This is a genomic window from Camelimonas lactis, assembly GCF_004342915.1.
GTDB classification, from domain to species: Bacteria; Pseudomonadota; Alphaproteobacteria; order Rhizobiales; family Beijerinckiaceae; genus Camelimonas; species Camelimonas lactis.
Map to the genome: position 1 here is coordinate 26732 of NZ_SLWL01000013.1, position 16649 is coordinate 43380.

A 16649-nucleotide genomic window follows, 5' to 3' on the forward strand; every position below is an offset into this window, starting at 1 on the left:
AGACCGGCCCATGAGCGCACGGCAGTTGCACCTCAACGTCAACATTCTCACCGCCGGCTTCTTCAACTCGGCCTGGCGGGCCACGCCCCAGGGCGCGCAGGCCTTCATCAGCGCCGATCACTATGTGCGCGTGGCCCAGGCGGCGGAGCGCGGAACCCTGGACGCGATCTTCCTGGCCGACGTGCCGGCGATCACCGAACGTCCAGCCTACAGACCGTTCTACGCCCTTGAACCCACGGTGATTCTGGCGGCGGTGGCCCGCGCCACCAGCCATATCGGTCTGATCGCCACCGCCTCCACCTCCTATAACGAGCCCTATAATATCGCCCGCCGCTTCGCGAGCCTCGATCTGGTCAGCGGCGGCCGGGCCGGCCTTAACGTGGTGACGACCGCCGATCCGCGCGCCTCCCGCAATTTCGGCTTCGACGATGTGGCGGAACACGGCGCCCGCTACGAGCGCGCCGGCGAATTTGCCGACGTCGTCAAGGGGCTCTGGAACAGCTGGGAGGACGGCGCTTTCGTCGGTGACCAGGCCAGCGGCGTGTTCGCCGACGAAAACCGCATCCACGACCTGAACCATGTGGGGCGTCACTACCGCGTCCAGGGCGCGCTCAACGTGCCGCGCTCGCCGCAGGGGCATCCGGTCATCGTCCAGGCGGGTGGTTCGGACGATGGCCGCGAACTGGCGGCGCGCCACGCCGAGGCGGTGTTCTCGGTGGCCAATACGATTCCCGAAGGCAAAGCGTTCGCCGATGACATTCGCGCCAGGGCCGCCCGTTATGGCCGGCGCGGCGATGAAATCGTCATTCTGCCAGGTCTCGCCACGGTGATTGGCGCAACAGAAGAGGAGGCGCGCCGCCGCGAGGACTGGCTGTGGTCGCTGGTTCCGCCGGAGTTCGCCGTGCAGCGCGTCGCCAAGATGCTGGGCGTGGAGCCGGAGACGCTGGATCTGGACCAGCCGCTGCCCGGCTCCCTGCTCGTCGATGCCAAAGGCTGGCAAACATTTTCACGCGCCCTCGTCGAACTGTCGGTGAACGACGGCCTGACGGTGCGTCAGCTCATCCGCCGCATCGGCGGCGGCATCGGCCACCGGCTGATCGTCGGGACGCCCGAACAGATCGCCGACGACATCGCCGCCTGGTTCCACGCCGGCGCCGCCGACGGGTTCAACCTGATGCCCGATGTGGTTCCCGACGGCCTCGACGTGTTCGTGGACGAAGTCGTGCCGCTGCTGCGCCGGAAGGGCATTTTTCGCGAAGCCTACGCCGGTTCGACCCTGCGGGCGCATTTTGGCCTGGCAAGGCCGGCGGGGCGACGCCCGGAGTTGCGCCGGGCGGCCGGCTGAAGGCGCGCCGGCGGCCAGCGCCGCCTTGCCGGCCGGCGGCCCGTTTGTTACGATTCCGCGTCAACTGTTGCGGCGCAACGCCGCATGTCTGAAAGCGACGCCAACATGCGTGGAATCACCGCTCTAGCCGGTCTGTGTCTTCTCGTCCTCGCCGGCTGCTCATCGGAAGAGCAGGGCAAGGTGATCCGCGCGGCGGTGACGCCGGCGTCGCCGCCCAATCTCTATGAGGAAAACGGCAAAACCGTCGGCCTCGATCTGGAGCTGATCGAGGGCTATTGCAAGAAACGCGGCTGCACCATCAAGCTGACCCCCTATGACTGGCAGGGCATGCTGGGCGCCGTGGTCGCCGGCCAGGCCGACATCGCCTTCTCGGGCATCTCCATCACTGACAAGCGCAAGGAAGTGATGGATTTCTCTATTCCTTACATGGACAACACCTGGAACCTCGTCAGTCTCAAGAACCGTAACATCAAGATCGACAACCTTGATGACCTGAAGAAGTACAGCATCGGCTATCCGCGCGGCATGGCCTACAGCGACTTCATCAAGAACACCCTTGAGCCGAAGGGCCAGTACAAGCTCGACCAGGTCAAGGTCTATCCGTCCTACAACGAGGTGCTGGCCGACCTGCGCAATGGCAACCTCGATCTGGCCTTCCTCGACGGCACCGTCGCCTCGGTCTACCGCAAGACCATGCCGATCCAGGACAGCTATGTCTTTACCGGCTTCGACCGCTTCGGTTTTGCCTTCCCCAAGGGCAGCAAGCTGCGCGAAGACGTGGACACATATCTGACCACCGAGCTGAAGCCCGAAGAGCGCCAGGCCATCATCGACAAATGGCTGAAATAACGCGCGCGGATCCGGCGCGCCCTGATGCGGCCGGGCCGGGCGCGAAAAGTCCGGGCGCGAAAAATCCGGTCGCCTGAGCCGGCTTTTGCCTCTGTCCGCTGGTCAGAGGCAATTTCTTAACGCGACGCGGTGTTCCATTTACCCTGAATCGCATGGGCTATCGCATTCATGCGAAACTGGACAATGGCTTCCACATGCACGCACCCCCAGTCTTCCTGACGCCAGCCGGTTTTGCCGCCGCAGCCTGCGCGCCGTGCGCCGGGCCCGCCGCATGAGCTTCCTGCAAATCCTCCTCCAGCTGGCCGGCGGCGTTGGCTACACGATCATGGTGACGGTGGCGTGCAGCCTCACCGGCGTCGTCGTCGGCCTTGGCGTCGCCATGCTCAGCCGGATCGGTCCGCCATGGCTGAGGGGCCTGCTCGGCGCGTTCACCTTTATCTTCCGCGCCGTGCCGGTGCTGGTGCTGCTGTTCATCGTGTTCTTCGGCCTGCCCAACGCCGGCCTGCGCGTGCCGCCGCTGGTCGCCATGATGCTCAGCCTCGGCGTGATCGCCGGCGCCTATCTGGCGGAGGTGTTTCGCGGCGCCTTCGATTCCGTTGACGCCAGCGAGGTGCTGGCGGCGGAAGCCATGGGCCTCAGCCGCTTCCAGATCCTGCGGCTGATTGAAATTCCGCAGATGCTGCGCTTCGCCGTGCCCGGCATGATCAACGAATTCACCACGGTGCTGAAGTACTCGCCCTTCGCCTACACGGTCGGCATCCCCGACGTGATGAAGGAAGCCATGTCGCTGTCGGCCACGACCCTGCGCGGCGTCGAGATCTATCTGGCGGTGGGGATCATCTATTTCCTGATCTACAAACTCCTGGTCACGGGCGTCTGGGCGCTGGAAAAGCGCACGCGCATTCCTGGCCTGACGGGATGAGAACGCCATGACGCTGCTGTCGGTCCAGGATCTGAAGTTGGAGTATGACGGGCGGATAATCCTCGACGGCGTCAGCTTCGACCTTGCCCAGGGCGAGCTGAAGGTCATCATGGGTCCGTCCGGCTCCGGCAAGTCGACGCTGCTGCGCTGCCTCAACCGCCTGGCGACGCCGACCGGCGGGCGGGTGGTGTTCGAAGGTCGCGATGTGCTGGGCCCTGGCGTCGATGAGCGGGCGCTGCGCCAGCGCATCGGCTTCGTCTTTCAGAATTTCGCGCTCTACCGCCACCTGACGGCGTTGCAGAACGTCACTTTGGCGCTGCGCCACCTGCGCCGCATGCCCGCGGCGGAAGCCGACGAACGGGCGCTGCGCCAGCTCGCCCGCATGGACATGCAGGCGCACGCCCACAAATATCCCGCCCAGCTCTCTGGCGGCCAGAAGCAGCGCGTCGCCATCGCCCGCGCTTTGGCGATGGACCCGGCGGTGCTGTTCTTCGACGAGCCGACGTCAGCGCTCGACCCGCTGATGTCGCGGGAGGTGGTGAACATCCTGCACCAGCTGCGCGACGAGCGCGTGTCGATGCTGTGCGTCACCCACGACCTCTATCTGGCCCGCGCCGCCGGCGGTCGGGTGATGTTCCTCGATGAGGGCCGCATCCACGCTGAAGGTGAGGTGGACGAGCTGTTCGGCCCCAACGCCGATCCGCGCGTCCGCGCCTTCTTCCATCAGGAATTGCGGCAGGCGCAAACGGCGCAGCCAATAGACGCGGCGCAGCCCATGGACCAGGCGCAGCCTGCTGGCCCATCCGGGCCGGCCGGCCTGGCGGAGCGCTGAGCGATGGCCTCCTTCCTCGCGCTGATGCTGGAGTACTGGCCGCAGGTGTTGTCGGGCCTCGGCAATACGCTGCTGCTGGCGGCGGTCATCAGCGTCACCGGCCTCGCCGGCGGCGTGGTGGTGTTCTACCTGGCGATCAGCGGCGGCCCCCTGCGCCGGCGCCTGACGGAAGGCTATATTTCCTTCTTCATCGGCACGCCGCTGATCGTGCTGCTGTTCCTGATGTACTATGGCCTGCCGCAATGGGGGCTGAAGCTGACGCCGTTCACCGTGGCGGTCATCGGCTTCACCCTGAACGTGGCGGCCTATAACGCCCGCTATCTGATGACGGCGTTTCGCGGGCTCGACCCGGATGAATTGCAGGCGGCGCGCGCCCAGGGGTTCAGCGACCTCCAGGTTTTCCAGCTGGTGATCCTGCCGCAGGTCATGCGCCTGTCGGTGCCGGCGCTGACCAATCAGGTCATCCTCAACCTCAAGGACAGCTCCATCGCCTTCCTGATCCAGTACGCGGAATTCTTCGCCCAGATGCAGGACCTCGCCATCCGCAGTTTCCGCTTCCTCGACGCCTATCTGGTCGCCGGCGCGGTCTATCTGGCGCTGGTCTCGGTGGTGGTCGTCGCCGCCCGCTGGCTGGAGCGCCGCTACGTCCTGCCCGGCGTGCGCCGGGCGCGGTGAAGTATGGTCAGGCAGCGCGCAGGCGCAGGCCGCCGGACCGGTTTGCAGGCGGTCCGGCGTTTGGCCCTGTTGGGGCCCCCAGCCGTCAGGCCCGGGCTTGTCCCGGGCATCCATGTCTTTGGCCGGCGCAGAACAGGCGTCCCATTGCAGGGCGCGCGGCTTTCGTGGACGCCCGGGACAAGCCCGGGCATGGCGCGGTTGTGCGGTTGATGTCGCTGGCGGCGCCTGAATGACCGTGATGGCAAGGCGGCGCGAGGGGCGCCGCCTGCCGAAGCCTACTCCAGCAGCAGCAGCAGGTCGCGCGCCTCCACATTGTCGCGCACGGCCACGGCCACGTCGGTGACGACGCCGGCGCGCGGGGCGGCCAGGGTGGTTTCCATCTTCATCGCCTCCAGCGTCAGCAGCGGCGCGCCGGCCTCCACCTTCTGGCCCTTGCGCACGGCGATGGACGACACCGCGCCGGCCATCGGCGCCGCCACGTGGCTGGGATCGCCGTCATCGGCCTTGCGCCGCGCCGTGGCGACGACGCGGCTGCGGTCGGCGACGCGGATAACGCGCGGCTGGCCGTTCAGCTCGAAGAACAGCTTCACGTGCCCGTCCGGCTCCGCCTCGCCAATGGCCTGGAGCAGGATGATCAGCGTCTTGCCCGGCTCGATCTCGGCGACGATCTCATCGCCCGCCTTCATGCCGTTGAAGAACACCGGCGTCGGCAGCGCTGACAGCGGCCCGTAGGCGTCGGCCATCCGGGCGTAGTCGGCGAACACCTTGGGGTACATCAGCCAGGAGGCCAGCTCCTGATCGTCGATCTGCCGGCCGACCTCGGCTTCCGCCTGTTTGCGCGCCGCCGGGAGGTCCGCCTCGCCCAGCAGCGAGGCCGGCCGCACCGTGATCGGCTGCTGGCCGCGCAGGGCCTTCTTCTGCAGGGCCTGTGGCCAGCCGCCCACCGGCTGGCCGAGGTCGCCCTTCAGCATCTCCACCACCGAGGCGGGGAAGGCGATCTCCCGCTCCGGGTCGAGCACGTCGGCCGGCGTCAGCCCCTGGGCCACCATCATCAGCGCCATGTCGCCCACCACCTTGGACGACGGCGTCACCTTGACGATGTCGCCAAACAGGTCGTTAGCCTCACGATAGGCCCGCGCCACCTCGTGCCAGCGCGTGTCCAGGCCGAGGGAGCGCGCCTGCTCCTTCAGGTTGGTGAACTGGCCGCCGGGCATCTCGTGCAGATAGACCTCGGAGGCGCCGGCGCGCAGGTCGCTCTCGAACGGCGCGTACAGCGCCCGCACGCCTTCCCAGTAGAAGCTGATGCGGCGGATGGCGTCGGCGTCGAGGCCGGCGTCGCGCTCCGTGCCGCGCACCGCCTCCACCACCGAGCCGAGGCACGGCTGCGAGGTCGCGCCGGACATGGCGTCAGTGGCGAGGTCCACCGCATCGACGCCCGCCTCAATGGCGGCGATCACCGTGGCGCTGGCCGCGCCGGAGGTGTCGTGGGTGTGCAAATGGATCGGCAGGTCGGTGACGTCGCGCAGCGCCTTGATCAGCGCCCGCGCCGCCGGTGGCCGCAGCAGGCCCGCCATGTCCTTGATGGCCAGCACATGGCAGCCCGCCGCCTCCAGCTCCCGCGCCAGCCCGGCGTAGTAGTTGAGGGAGTATTTGGCCCGGTCCGGGTCGAACACGTCGCCGGTGTAGCAGATGGCCCCTTCGGCGATCTTGCCGGCCTCCGCCACGGCGTCGATGGCGACGCGCATGTTCTCCACCCAGTTCAGGCAGTCGAAAATGCGGAACAGGTCGACGCCGCCCTCCGCCGCCTGGCGGATGAAGTGGCGCACCACATTGTCGGGATAATTGGTGTAGCCGACGCCATTGGCCCCGCGCAGCAGCATCTGCAGCAGCAGGTTGGGCGCCTGCCGGCGAATGCCGGCGAGGCGCTCCCACGGGTCCTCGGTGAGGAAGCGCATGGCCACGTCGAAGGTGGCGCCGCCCCAGCACTCCAGCGACAGCAGGCCGGGCAGGCCGCTGGCGTAGGAGCTGGCGGCGGGCAGCAGGTCGAAGCTGCGCATGCGCGTCGCCAGCAGCGACTGGTGGGCATCGCGCATGGTGGTGTCGGTGATCAGCACGCGCTGCTGTTCGCGCATCCAGCGGCCAAAGTCGCGCGGACCCAGCCGGTCGAGCAGCTGCTTCGTCCCGTCGGGCGTTGCGCCGCCAAATGTCGGCGCCTCGGGCGTGCGCAGGTCGGCGGCGAGGCCGTTGCGTCCCTTCATCTCCGGGTGGCCGTTGACGGTGACGTCGGCGATGGAGCGCAGCAGCTTGGTGGCGCGGTCGCGGCGCGGCGTCAGGTTGAATAGTTCCGGCGTGTCGTCGATGAACCGGGTGGTGTAGTTCATCGCCCGGAAATCGGGATGGGCCAGCACTGCCTCCAGGAACGGCAGGTTGGTGGCGACGCCGCGAATACGATACTCGCGCAGCGTGCGGTCCATGCGGGCGATCACCTCGTCCGGCTTTGGCGCCCAGACGGTGACCTTCTCCAGCATGGCGTCGTAGAACGGCGTGACCACGGCGCCGGAATAGGCGGTGCCGCCGTCGACGCGCACGCCGAAGCCGGAGGCGCCGCGATAGGCGGTGATGCGGCCGTAGTCCGGCGCGAAGCCGCGCTCCGGGTCTTCGGTGGTGACGCGGCACTGCATGGCGTGGCCGGCGAGGCGGATTTTCTCCTGCGGCGGAATCCCCGTCTCTTCCACCACGCCAATGCGTCCGCCCTCGGCGATGCGGATCTGCGCCTTGACGATGTCGAGGCCGGTGACGACCTCGGTCACCGTGTGCTCCACCTGAATGCGCGGATTGACCTCGATGAAGTAGAAGGCGCCGGTGTCGGCGTCCATCAGGAACTCCACGGTGCCGGCGCCGCGATAGTTGGCGGCGCGGCCGATGGCGAGGGCGGCTTCCGCCAGAGCGGCGCGAGCGTCGTCGTTCAGATAGGGCGCCGGCGCGCGCTCGATGACCTTCTGGTGGCGCCGCTGGATGGTGCAGTCACGCTCGAACAGATGCACCAGATTGCCGTGGGCGTCGCCCAGCAACTGCACCTCGACGTGGCGGGCGCGGCGCACCAGCTTTTCCAGGTACACCTCGTCCTTGCCGAACGCCGCCTTCGCTTCGCGCCGCGCCGCCGCCACCGCGTCCAGCAGCTGGGATTCGTTGTCGATGGGCCGCATGCCGCGCCCGCCGCCGCCCCAACTCGCCTTCAGCATCACCGGATAGCCGACGCCGGCGGCGAGGCGCAGCACCTCCGACGCGTCATCGGGCAGGGGATCGGTGGCCGGCATCACTGGCGCGTTGACCGATACGGCCAGATTGCGCGCCGCCACCTTGTTGCCGAGCTGGCGCATGGTGTCGGGCGTGGGGCCGATGAAGATGATGCCGGCCGCCGCGCACGCCTCGGCGAATTCCGGGCTTTCCGACAGGAAGCCATAGCCGGGATGGATGGCGTCGACCCGGGCTTTCACGGCGATGTCGATGATCGAATCAATGTCGAGATAGGCCTGCAGCGGCCCTTTGCCGGCGCCGACCCGGTAGGCCTCGTCCGCCTTGAAGCGGTGCAGCGACAGCCGGTCCTCCTCCGCGTAGATGGCCACCGTTTCGATGCCCAGTTCCGTCGCCGCGCGAAAAACGCGGATGGCGATTTCAGAACGGTTGGCGACCATCAGCCGCTTGATACGCTTCCCCATCTCGACCCTTGTTGTCTGATTGTTGCTCGAACGGTTTGCAATATCCGCAACCGGCGGCGTTCCGGGAAGGGCTTATTCTGCGAAGAATTGCGGAATTTCATCCAGGATTATGCAAATTTTGCAAAATTTACGCGCGCCGGCGCGAAAAACCAGCGGCCCCAGGCGCGCCCGCTGGTGCGGAAAAAGGATGTGAACAGGCGGCGCCTGCGGCTTTGCCAGCGATCTTCGGGGTGTTCCTGCCCGCCGGGGCGTCGGCGGACGGGAGCAGCCCGTCTCTGGCGCCGCCCGGTCTTTGTGTCGCCCCGCCTCGTGCGCCGCTACGGCAGCCGATAGGCGAAGGCAGGTCCGCCGCCGCTGGCCTGGAGAACCTCGGTCTCGACGCCAAACACCTGCCGCACCCAGTCCGGCGTCAGCACCATGTCCGGCGCGCCCTGGGCGACGATCTCGCCGTTGCGCATCAGCAGGATGGCGTCGGCGCAGGATGACGCCAGGCTGAGGTCGTGCAGCACCGCGAAAACCGCGACGCCGCTGTCGGCCAGCCGGCGCGCCTCGCGAATCAGCAGCAGCTGGTGGTGAATGTCGAGGCTGGCGGTGGGCTCATCCAGGAACAGCGCCTGGGGCAGGTCATCCCGCCCTGACGCGGCGCGCCCGGCCGCCAGCTGGGCGACGGCGCGGGCGAAGTGCACGCGCTGGCGCTCGCCGCCGGAGAGCGTTTCATAGCTGCGACCAGTCAGATGGCCCACGTCGGCGCTGGCCAGACTGGCGTTGATGATCGCCGTCGCGGCGGCGCGCGGCAGCTTGCGGCCCACCGTCTCCATGCCAAGACGGACAACCTCCGCCACCGTGAACGGAAAGCCGAGGCTGGAGGCCTGGGGCAGCACGGCGCGCGCCGCCGCCAGCCGCCACGGCGGGATGCTGGCGAGGTCCGCGCCGTCCCACAGAACCCGGCCGCCTGTTGGCGCCAGTTCGCCGCAGCACAGGCGCAGCAGGGTTGATTTGCCGGCGCCGTTCGGACCAATGGCGACGGTCAGTTCCCCAGGGCGCAACGTCATGCTGGCCTGGTTGAGCAGGGTTTTGCCGCGCACGCCGTAGCTGGCGGCGGAAAGCGTGAGCAGGCTCATGCGAACGTCCCCCTGCCGCCGCGCAGCAGCAGCCAGAGAAAGAACGGCGCGCCGACCGCGGCGGTGAGAATGCCGATCGGCAGTTCCGAAGGCGACACCAGCAGCCGCGCCAGCACGTCGGCGCCCACCAGCAGCGAGCCGCCCAGCAGGGCGCTGGCCGGCAGCAGCACCCGGTGATCGGGGCCGCAGGCCAGGCGGATGACGTGCGGCACAACGATGCCGACAAAACCGATGGCCCCGCACGCCGCCACCGCGACCCCGACAGCCAGCGCCGTCAGCAGGATGGCCAGCCGCTTCAGCCGCTGCACCGCCACGCCCACGTGATAGGCCTCGGCCTCGCCCAGCAGCAGCGCGTTGAGCCCGCGCGCCAGCACCGGGGCGGCGACGATCACCAGCAGCACAGCGGGCGCCACGGCCGCCACCTTGGTCCAGGTGGCGCCGCCGAGACTGCCAAGCGACCAGAAGGTGAGATCGCGCAGCTGCCGGTCATCGGCGACATAGACCAGCAGGCCGGTGAGCGCGCCGGCCAGCGCCGCCAGCGCCACGCCGGCCAGCAGCATGGTGGTGACCGAGGTGCGCCCCTGGCGCGTGGCGATGACGTACAGGACGGTGGTGGTGATCAGCCCGCCAAGGAACGCCGCCGCCGGCAGCACGGCGAACGGCAGGGTGGTTCCCGCCGGCCAGAAGGCGGCGATCAGCCGGTCGCCGACAACGATGGAGGCCGCCGCCGCCAGCGCCGAGCCTGATGAAACGCCCACGAGACTGGGATCCGCGAGGGGGTTGCGGAACAGGCCCTGCATCAGCGCGCCCGACACCGCCAGCGCCGCGCCGGCCAGCAGGCCCAGCAGGGTGCGCGGCGCGCGGATGTCGAACAGCACCAGCGCCTCGCGCGGCGTCGCCGTCTGGTCGGTGAGGCCAAGGCCGGCAGCGAAAATGGCCAGCACCCGCCGGGGGCTGATGTCGACGGCGCCCGCGCCAAGCGACAACACGACGACCGCCGCCATCAGCAGCGCCAGCGTGACGAACAGCAACATCACTCCCGGCCTGAACGCGACCGCTTCCGATCCCTGCATGGTGAGACTCAATCCTCGGGCGGCGCCGGCGTGCGCCGCGCGTCCGCGTCCCTTGTGCGACGGCTTAGCGGGCTTCCTTCAGCTCCGGGTAGAGCGCATTGAACACCTCCAGCGCCGCGTCCGGCGCGCGCGGACCAAAGCCGAGCAGGTACAGGCCGTCCAGGCTCAGCAGCCGCTGCGTCTTCGCCGCTGGCGTGGCGGACAGCGCCGGCGTTTTGAACACGTCGCCGGCGGCATGCTGGCGCGGGCCGCCGCTCATCATCAGGATGACGTCAGGCGCGGCTTCGATCACCGCCTCGTCGGTCATGGGTTTGTAGCCCTGGAAACCGCTGGCGACATTCTCGCCGCCGGCAAGACGGATCATGCCGTCGGCGCTGGCGCCGGCGCCGGCGACCAGCGGGCGGCCATTTTGCAGGCTGAGGATGAACATCACCCGCGCGGGCTTCGTGATCTTTTTGCGCTTTTCCGCGAGGGCGGCGAATTTGTCCCGCACCTGCTGTTCAAGCTTGCCGGCGGCGTCCTGGGCGCCGGTGACCGCGCCAACCGTCGCGATGCGTTCAAGCACGCCCTGTTCGGTCGCGGCTTCGGGCGCGCGCACGATGCGCACGCCGGCCTGGGACACCAGGGTCAGCGCCTCCGGCGGCCCGCCGCCTTCCTGCAGCAGCAGCACGTCCGGTTGCAGCGACAGGATGCCCTCGGGCGAAAGCTGCCGCACATAACCGATGCTGGCCTTGTCTTTCTGCGCCTGGGCCGGAAACGTGCTGGTGGTGTCGACGCCGACGATCCTGTCGGCCTGTCCCAGCGCGTAAGCGATTTCCGTCAGGGCCCCGCCGGCCACCACGATCCGTTTTGCAGGGGCTTCCGCGGCGGTCGCCAGCGATAGCCCCGCGAGCATGAGGGGGGCTGCTGAAAGCGCCGCGCTCATCAGGCCGCGTCGGGTGAGGCGCGGGACATGTGCCCGCGCCGGCGGTTGCGCAATATCGCGCCTTGTCTGGTCGGCCATGGCTGACGTCCCGTGTTGTTGTTGCCGGGCAGGCCGGCGCTGGAGCAGCTCCGGCGTTGGCGGCCGCGCCGCCCGTGCTCCGGAGCCACACGAATCAGGAAGCCAGAACTTGCCGGCGCAACAGGTGAAGCGCTGGCAGCCTGACATGAGGTGGGATCGATCGGCGCCGGGCGCCGGGTGAACCCCGTTCTGACGAAACGCCGACGCGTCTGCATCGGCGTGCGCTGGTCGCAATCCGCTCCAGCGCTTCCATACAGGCAAGGCGCGTACAGTTACAGTTAAACTTTGCGCTGTTGCGCGCCGGCCGCTGGTCCGCCCCGCATCCCATGATGCGCGCCTGACGTCGTGTGATTTGATTTTTATATAATGTTATCAATATGATATTGGAATTTCGGGATGCCGCCGGCCTGGCGTTGCCGTCGCCGCGCGACAGCACGTCCCCGCAATTTTTTCAGGAATTTCGGAGTGCTCAATTTAGATTCATTCTGAAAACTGGATCAGTTTGGAGCTGGAATGAATCTAAATTGGCATATCAGTTTTAAATCATTATAATTTCGAAGTAATATTATGTTTGACTCGTGTATTTCCTGAATCTACGGAGGGGCAGAGGAGTTGCCGGTCGATCGCCGCTGCAAGGGTCAGCAGAGCGCGGGCGGAAACCGTAACTGTCAAACATTCGGGATCTGGGCGATGCGCAAATATGCGTGCGGGGCGCTGTTTCTCTCTGCGTCATTTCTGGCCATCACGGTGGCGACCGCAGAAGAAATCAAACTTGACACCATTTCGGTTTCGGCAACCCGCGTCGAGCAGAAAGCCATCGACCAGCTGGCTGGCGTCAGCATCGTCAATCGCGACGAGATCGAGCGGTTCAATCCGTCGCGTATTTCCGATGTGTTGCGTGAGATTCCCGGCGTCTGGAGCCAGGAAAACGCCAACGATCCAGCCCAGTCGATCAATATTCGCGGCCTGCAGGACTTCGGCCGCGTGGCGGTGCTGGTTGACGGCGCCCGCCAGAATTACGGCGTCAGCGGCCACAACGCCAATGGGCAGTTCTACCTTGACCCCGAACTGGTCAGCCGCGTGGACGTGACGCGCGGTCCGGTGTCGTCGATCTATGGCTCCGGCGCCATCGGCGGCGTGGTGCTGTTCCAGACGCGCGGCGTCGACGATCTGCTCAAGCCCGACGAGAAGGTCGGCGCGGAGCAGCGCCTGGTGCTCGGCACGAACGGCGCGGGCTTCCTGTCCAGCAGCGCCGTCGGCGCCCGCATCGGCGGCGTCGCCGATGTCTATGGCCAGTTCCTTACCCGCCAGACCTACAATTACAAGGACGGCGCCGGCACGGTGATCAACGACACCGGCAGCGAGGTGGCCAGCGGTCTGTTCAAGGTGAACATCCGTCCGGCCGAAGGGCACGAAATCTCGGCGACGGCCCTGCGCCAGAACTACGGGTTCAGCAACAGCGGCTCCAGCAATCAGGGCGCGCGTTTTGACAACGTGCTCAACACCGGCGCCTACACCCTGGGCTACCGCTTCCGCAGCCCCGAGACGCCGCTGGTTGATCTCAACATGAAGGTCTACGCCAACGACACGACGATGTCGCAGCGTTACATGGCCAATTCACCTAGCGGCACTTATGGCGTGCTCGGCGCCGTGCCGGGACTGAGCCGCATCATCTATGACCAGAAAACAACCGGCTTCGACATCTTCAACACGTCGAAGTTCCAGACCGGCGCCCTGTCCCATACGCTGACCTATGGCGGCGACGGTGTCTGGGACAAGGTTCACACCTGGGACACCGCCGGCGGCTATGGCTCGGCCTTCACGCCGGGCGGCGAGCGCACCCTGTTCGGCGTCTATGTCCAGGACGAGATCCGCTACAGCAGCTGGCTGCGCGTGGTCGGCGGCGTGCGTTACGACCATTACGAACTGTCCAGCCCCACGACCGGCAGCGACGGCGGCCGGGCGTCGCCCAAGTTCACCATTGGCGTCACGCCCGTCACCGGCCTTGAACTGTACGCCACCTACGCCGAGGCCTATCGCGCGCCCACCATCACTGAAACGCTGATCGAGGGATATCACCCGTTCCCCGCGTTCCGCATGTTGCCCAACCCGAATCTCAGGCCCGAGGTGGCGCACAATCTCGAGGCGGGCGTCAACCTGAAGTACAATGACGTGCTGAAGGCCGGGGACACCTTCCGCGCCAAGGCGACGGTGTTCCGCAACGAGATCGACGACTATATCGGTTTCACCAACGCCGACACCTCGACCCTGGTCGCCTTCATTCCCGGCATGCCCAACTCCGTGTGCTCGCGGCTTCCCCCAGCCCAGGCGCGGCGCATGTGCGCGCTGATGCCGGACCAGCAGTATCAGAACTTCGCCAAGGTCCGCCTCACCGGCGCCGAGCTTGAAGCAGCCTATGACTGGGGCTGGGGCTTCACCACCATTGCCGGAACCTATGTGCGCGGCAAGGATCAGGAAACCGGATATGGCCTTGCATCCGTGCCGCCGAACCGGATCTCCGGCACGCTCGGCTTCCGCTTCCTCGATAACCGCCTGACGGTGGGCGGCCGCGTCACCGGGGTCTTCGGCAAGAGTCGCCGCAATCTGCCGCCGGATCAGGTGGATCTGGCGACGCCTGGTTACGGTCTTGTCGATCTGTTCGCCTCCTACAGCTTCAATGACTGGGTGCGGGCGGACGTGTCGGTGCAGAACCTGTTTGACAAGCGTTACACCCAGTACCTGAACTATACGTCAAGCGCCGGCATGCAGGCCAAGGCCGGGCTGACGATCAGGTTTGCCTCCCATTGAGGCGCGAAGTGGGGCGACTGCGCCCCGTTTTGTCACGCGACACGCGCCGTTTTCTGTTAGGATCGGCGTCAGAATATATATGTGTTGGGGCCGCGTGTGTCTGGCGTCGGGCTGGTCTGGATCAGACCGGTGAAGCGAAGCGGGGCCGTCGGCTGAGCAGGAGAGCCTGAATGTACATTGGCATGAACCGTTTCAAGGTCCTCAAGGACAGGGCCGGAGATTTTGAGCAGGTATGGCTCAGTCGCGAATCCTATCTGCACGAGCTCGATGGTTTTATCGAATTCCACATGCTGCGTGGCCCGGAGAAGGAGGATCACATCCTCTATTCGTCCTACACGCTGTGGGCTTCGAAGGCGCACTTCGACGCCTGGACCCAGTCCGTGCAGTTCAAGAAATCGCACCAGCGCGCCGCCCAGCCGGGTAACGGCCCGATGACCACTGGTCATCCGGAATTCGAGGGTTTCGAGGTCATCCAGAGCAAGCCGGCGCGCCAGGCAGCCGAATAACCTGGCTGGAGCGTTGCCAGGCAGGGCGTTGCCGGATGGGCTCCTGACCCGGACCGTCATCAGGCGGCGCATCCCGGATGCGCCGCCTTTTCATGTCTGGCTGTGATTTTTTTCAGGCGGTCGCCGGTCGTCCTGGTCAGGCGCCCGCCAGCTGCACCGTCACGATCAGGCCCACCGCCATCATGGCCCAACCGATGGGCGTGGCGAAAATGATCGAGCTTGCGGATTTGATGGCGTTCATGTCCCTGTCCCTCAAGAAGCATCCTGCTTCACAAGCAAGTTAGCCGGCGCGCCCGTTGCGTGAGGTGCGCCGGTGCACGCCAGCGGCGGCCATGGACATGCGACAAGGGGGAGGGCTGTAAACGCCTGACAGTTCCGCACCCTGCGGAGGCTGGACCGCGTGAAAACAGCTTGCGCGGCTTCGGGGACCCGGACGCCGGAAACACCCTAACCGGTTGTGAACAGCACGAACCCGCCAGCCGTGGCGGCGGCGATGGTCGCGCCCAGCAGCGGCAACCAGAAGCTGGCCGGGCCAGCAGCGATCGCCAGCGCCAGCCGCCCCACCGCGTTGGCGCAGAGAGCGGCGAGCACCCCATGGCCGATCACGCCCGCGGCGACGCCCTGGTCGGTGAGCCGCAGGGCGCTCAGCACCGCCACGTCCACGTCGAACATCCCTGACAGGGCCGAGGTCGCCACCAGGCTGCCGCCGCCAAAACGCCCGACCACAGCTGCGCTGATGGTCGAGATCAGCGCGAACATCAGGGCAAACAGCAGCAGGGAGCCCAGTTCGAAGGGGTTGCCAGGCGTGGCGGCGGCCCTGCTTGCCTTGCCGCGCGTCAGCAGCAGGCCGCCGCAGACGGCGAAGGTCAGCGCCGCCGCCAGGGTTTCCGGCGCCATCGACGTCAGAATCTGGGGACGCAGGATCAGCGTCACCGCCGCCACCCGCAACAGGGAGGTCATCGCCGCGAGGCAGGCCGCGCCGGCCAGCGGCGCCGCCCGCTCGCCGCCAGCCGCTTGTCGCGCCAGCGCCACCGTCACCGCCGTGGAGGAAATCAGCGCGCCGGCGATCCCGCTCACCACCATGCCGCGCGCCGGACCAAGCAGGCGCACCGCCGCATAGCCCATGAACGAGATGGTGGCCATCAGCACGGTGAACAGCCAGACTTCCCACGGATTGAAACCGCCCCATGGGTCGATGGCCCGGTTGGGCAGCAGCGGCAGCACCACGGCGGTCATCACCGCCAGCGTCAGGGCGGACCGCACCTCGGTCCAGCTGAGGCGCTGCAGCAGGCCATGAAGCGTTTCGCGGCTGGCCAGCAACCCGGCGAGCAGCGCTGCGCCCGCCGCCGCGGCCTGGACCTCGCCCAGCGCGGCGAGGGCGCCCAGGGAGAACACCAGCATGGCCGCCACCACGCCGGTGACGCTGAAGCCGCCGTCCTGGGCTTCCTCACGCTGTTTGAACCAGGCGAAAACCGCGCTGAAGCCAAGCAGCCCGGCCACCAGCACCGCCGGAGTGGCCAGCGCCTGCGACAGGGCCGCCGTGACGCCGCCAAGCAGCCCCACGGCGCCGTAGGTGCGGATGCCCGCCGTGCGGCTGCCGGCCGGCTCGGCGCGCTCGCGCCAGCCGCGCTCCAGGCCGACGAGCAGGCCGATGGCGAGGGCAAGCCCCAGCCGTGCGATGAGGCTGTCGAAGCTGACAAGACCGGACATGGGAACGCCCCTGCAATCTGCCGCCCGGGCAAACCCCGTTCATGCCCGGAGCTTGCCACAACCGGTTGACCATACCCCGTTTTCCA

12 protein-coding genes are annotated in these 16649 nt (G+C 67.3%); 7 read left to right on the top strand and 5 right to left on the bottom strand.

Annotated elements, in window-relative coordinates; genetic code table 11:
- Positions 1–10: 10 nt before the first annotated feature.
- From EV666_RS13965 to EV666_RS13985, 5 genes are all read left to right on the top strand, one after another.
- Positions 11–1345, top strand: a complete 1335-nt coding sequence (locus EV666_RS13965) for an LLM class flavin-dependent oxidoreductase (RefSeq protein WP_132009228.1) — start codon at positions 11–13, stop codon at positions 1343–1345.
- Positions 1346–1429: 84 nt separating this feature from the next.
- Positions 1430–2194: a transporter substrate-binding domain-containing protein gene (locus EV666_RS13970; protein ID WP_207906419.1), complete on the top strand. Its 765-nt coding sequence runs from the start codon at positions 1430–1432 to the stop codon at positions 2192–2194.
- A 271-nt stretch (positions 2195–2465) separates the two neighbouring features.
- A complete protein-coding gene (locus EV666_RS13975) occupies positions 2466–3116 on the top strand; it encodes an amino acid ABC transporter permease (RefSeq protein WP_132009231.1) in 651 nt (216 codons plus the stop codon).
- A 7-nt stretch (positions 3117–3123) separates the two neighbouring features.
- Complete coding sequence (locus EV666_RS13980; RefSeq protein WP_132009234.1) at positions 3124–3948, top strand: amino acid ABC transporter ATP-binding protein; 825 nt, start codon at positions 3124–3126, stop codon at positions 3946–3948.
- Between the two features lie 3 nt (positions 3949–3951).
- A complete protein-coding gene (locus EV666_RS13985; protein ID WP_132009237.1) occupies positions 3952–4623 on the top strand; it encodes an amino acid ABC transporter permease in 672 nt (223 codons plus the stop codon).
- A 275-nt stretch (positions 4624–4898) separates the two neighbouring features.
- On the opposite strand, the gene pyc is transcribed toward EV666_RS13985, so the two are convergent.
- The 4 genes from pyc to EV666_RS14005 all read right to left on the bottom strand — a co-directional run bounded on the left by pyc (position 4899) and on the right by EV666_RS14005 (position 11431).
- Positions 4899–8342 (bottom strand): pyruvate carboxylase, encoded by a 3444-nt coding sequence (gene pyc / locus EV666_RS13990; RefSeq protein ID WP_132009240.1) that lies wholly within the window; start codon positions 8340–8342, stop codon positions 4899–4901.
- Between the two features lie 317 nt (positions 8343–8659).
- A complete protein-coding gene (locus EV666_RS13995; RefSeq protein WP_132009243.1) occupies positions 8660–9463 on the bottom strand; it encodes a heme ABC transporter ATP-binding protein in 804 nt (267 codons plus the stop codon).
- The gene (locus EV666_RS14000) at positions 9460–10536 is read right to left on the bottom strand and encodes a FecCD family ABC transporter permease (RefSeq protein ID WP_132009246.1); all 1077 of its coding nucleotides are present in this window, start codon (positions 10534–10536) and stop codon (positions 9460–9462) included. The genes EV666_RS13995 and EV666_RS14000 overlap by 4 nt, the downstream gene beginning before the upstream one ends.
- Positions 10537–10600: 64 nt before the next feature.
- Positions 10601–11431 carry a heme/hemin ABC transporter substrate-binding protein gene (locus tag EV666_RS14005; protein WP_245514437.1) on the bottom strand — a complete coding sequence of 277 codons (831 nt, stop codon included), beginning with the start codon at positions 11429–11431 and terminating at the stop codon, positions 10601–10603.
- 798 nt (positions 11432–12229) lie between these two features.
- On the opposite strand from EV666_RS14005, the gene EV666_RS14010 reads away from it, so the two are divergent.
- Positions 12230–14347 carry a TonB-dependent hemoglobin/transferrin/lactoferrin family receptor gene (locus tag EV666_RS14010; protein WP_132009252.1) on the top strand — a complete coding sequence of 706 codons (2118 nt, stop codon included), beginning with the start codon at positions 12230–12232 and terminating at the stop codon, positions 14345–14347.
- 170 nt (positions 14348–14517) lie between these two features.
- The gene (gene hmuQ, locus EV666_RS14015) at positions 14518–14853 is read left to right on the top strand and encodes a heme-degrading protein HmuQ (protein ID WP_132009255.1); all 336 of its coding nucleotides are present in this window, start codon (positions 14518–14520) and stop codon (positions 14851–14853) included.
- A gap of 447 nt (positions 14854–15300) precedes the next feature.
- Here hmuQ and EV666_RS14020 read toward each other — a convergent pair whose 3' ends face one another.
- Positions 15301–16563, bottom strand: a complete 1263-nt coding sequence (locus EV666_RS14020; RefSeq protein ID WP_132009258.1) for an MgtC/SapB family protein — start codon at positions 16561–16563, stop codon at positions 15301–15303.
- Positions 16564–16649: the final 86 nt, after the last annotated feature.

Excerpts from the sequence above, each read along its gene's own strand:
- EV666_RS13965 (WP_132009228.1), top strand. The coding sequence starts at position 11 with ATGAGCGCACGGCAGTTGCACCTCAACGTCAACATTCTCACCGCCGGC.
- EV666_RS13970 (WP_207906419.1), top strand. The coding sequence starts at position 1,430 with ATGTCTGAAAGCGACGCCAACATGCGTGGAATCACCGCTCTAGCCGGT.
- EV666_RS13975 (WP_132009231.1), top strand. The coding sequence starts at position 2,466 with ATGAGCTTCCTGCAAATCCTCCTCCAGCTGGCCGGCGGCGTTGGCTAC.
- EV666_RS13980 (WP_132009234.1), top strand. The coding sequence starts at position 3,124 with ATGACGCTGCTGTCGGTCCAGGATCTGAAGTTGGAGTATGACGGGCGG.
- EV666_RS13985 (WP_132009237.1), top strand. The coding sequence starts at position 3,952 with ATGGCCTCCTTCCTCGCGCTGATGCTGGAGTACTGGCCGCAGGTGTTG.
- pyc (WP_132009240.1), bottom strand. The coding sequence starts at position 8,342 with ATGGGGAAGCGTATCAAGCGGCTGATGGTCGCCAACCGTTCTGAAATC.
- EV666_RS13995 (WP_132009243.1), bottom strand. The coding sequence starts at position 9,463 with ATGAGCCTGCTCACGCTTTCCGCCGCCAGCTACGGCGTGCGCGGCAAA.
- EV666_RS14000 (WP_132009246.1), bottom strand. The coding sequence starts at position 10,536 with ATGCAGGGATCGGAAGCGGTCGCGTTCAGGCCGGGAGTGATGTTGCTG.
- EV666_RS14005 (WP_245514437.1), bottom strand. The coding sequence starts at position 11,431 with ATGCTCGCGGGGCTATCGCTGGCGACCGCCGCGGAAGCCCCTGCAAAA.
- EV666_RS14010 (WP_132009252.1), top strand. The coding sequence starts at position 12,230 with ATGCGCAAATATGCGTGCGGGGCGCTGTTTCTCTCTGCGTCATTTCTG.
- hmuQ (WP_132009255.1), top strand. The coding sequence starts at position 14,518 with ATGTACATTGGCATGAACCGTTTCAAGGTCCTCAAGGACAGGGCCGGA.
- EV666_RS14020 (WP_132009258.1), bottom strand. The coding sequence starts at position 16,563 with ATGTCCGGTCTTGTCAGCTTCGACAGCCTCATCGCACGGCTGGGGCTT.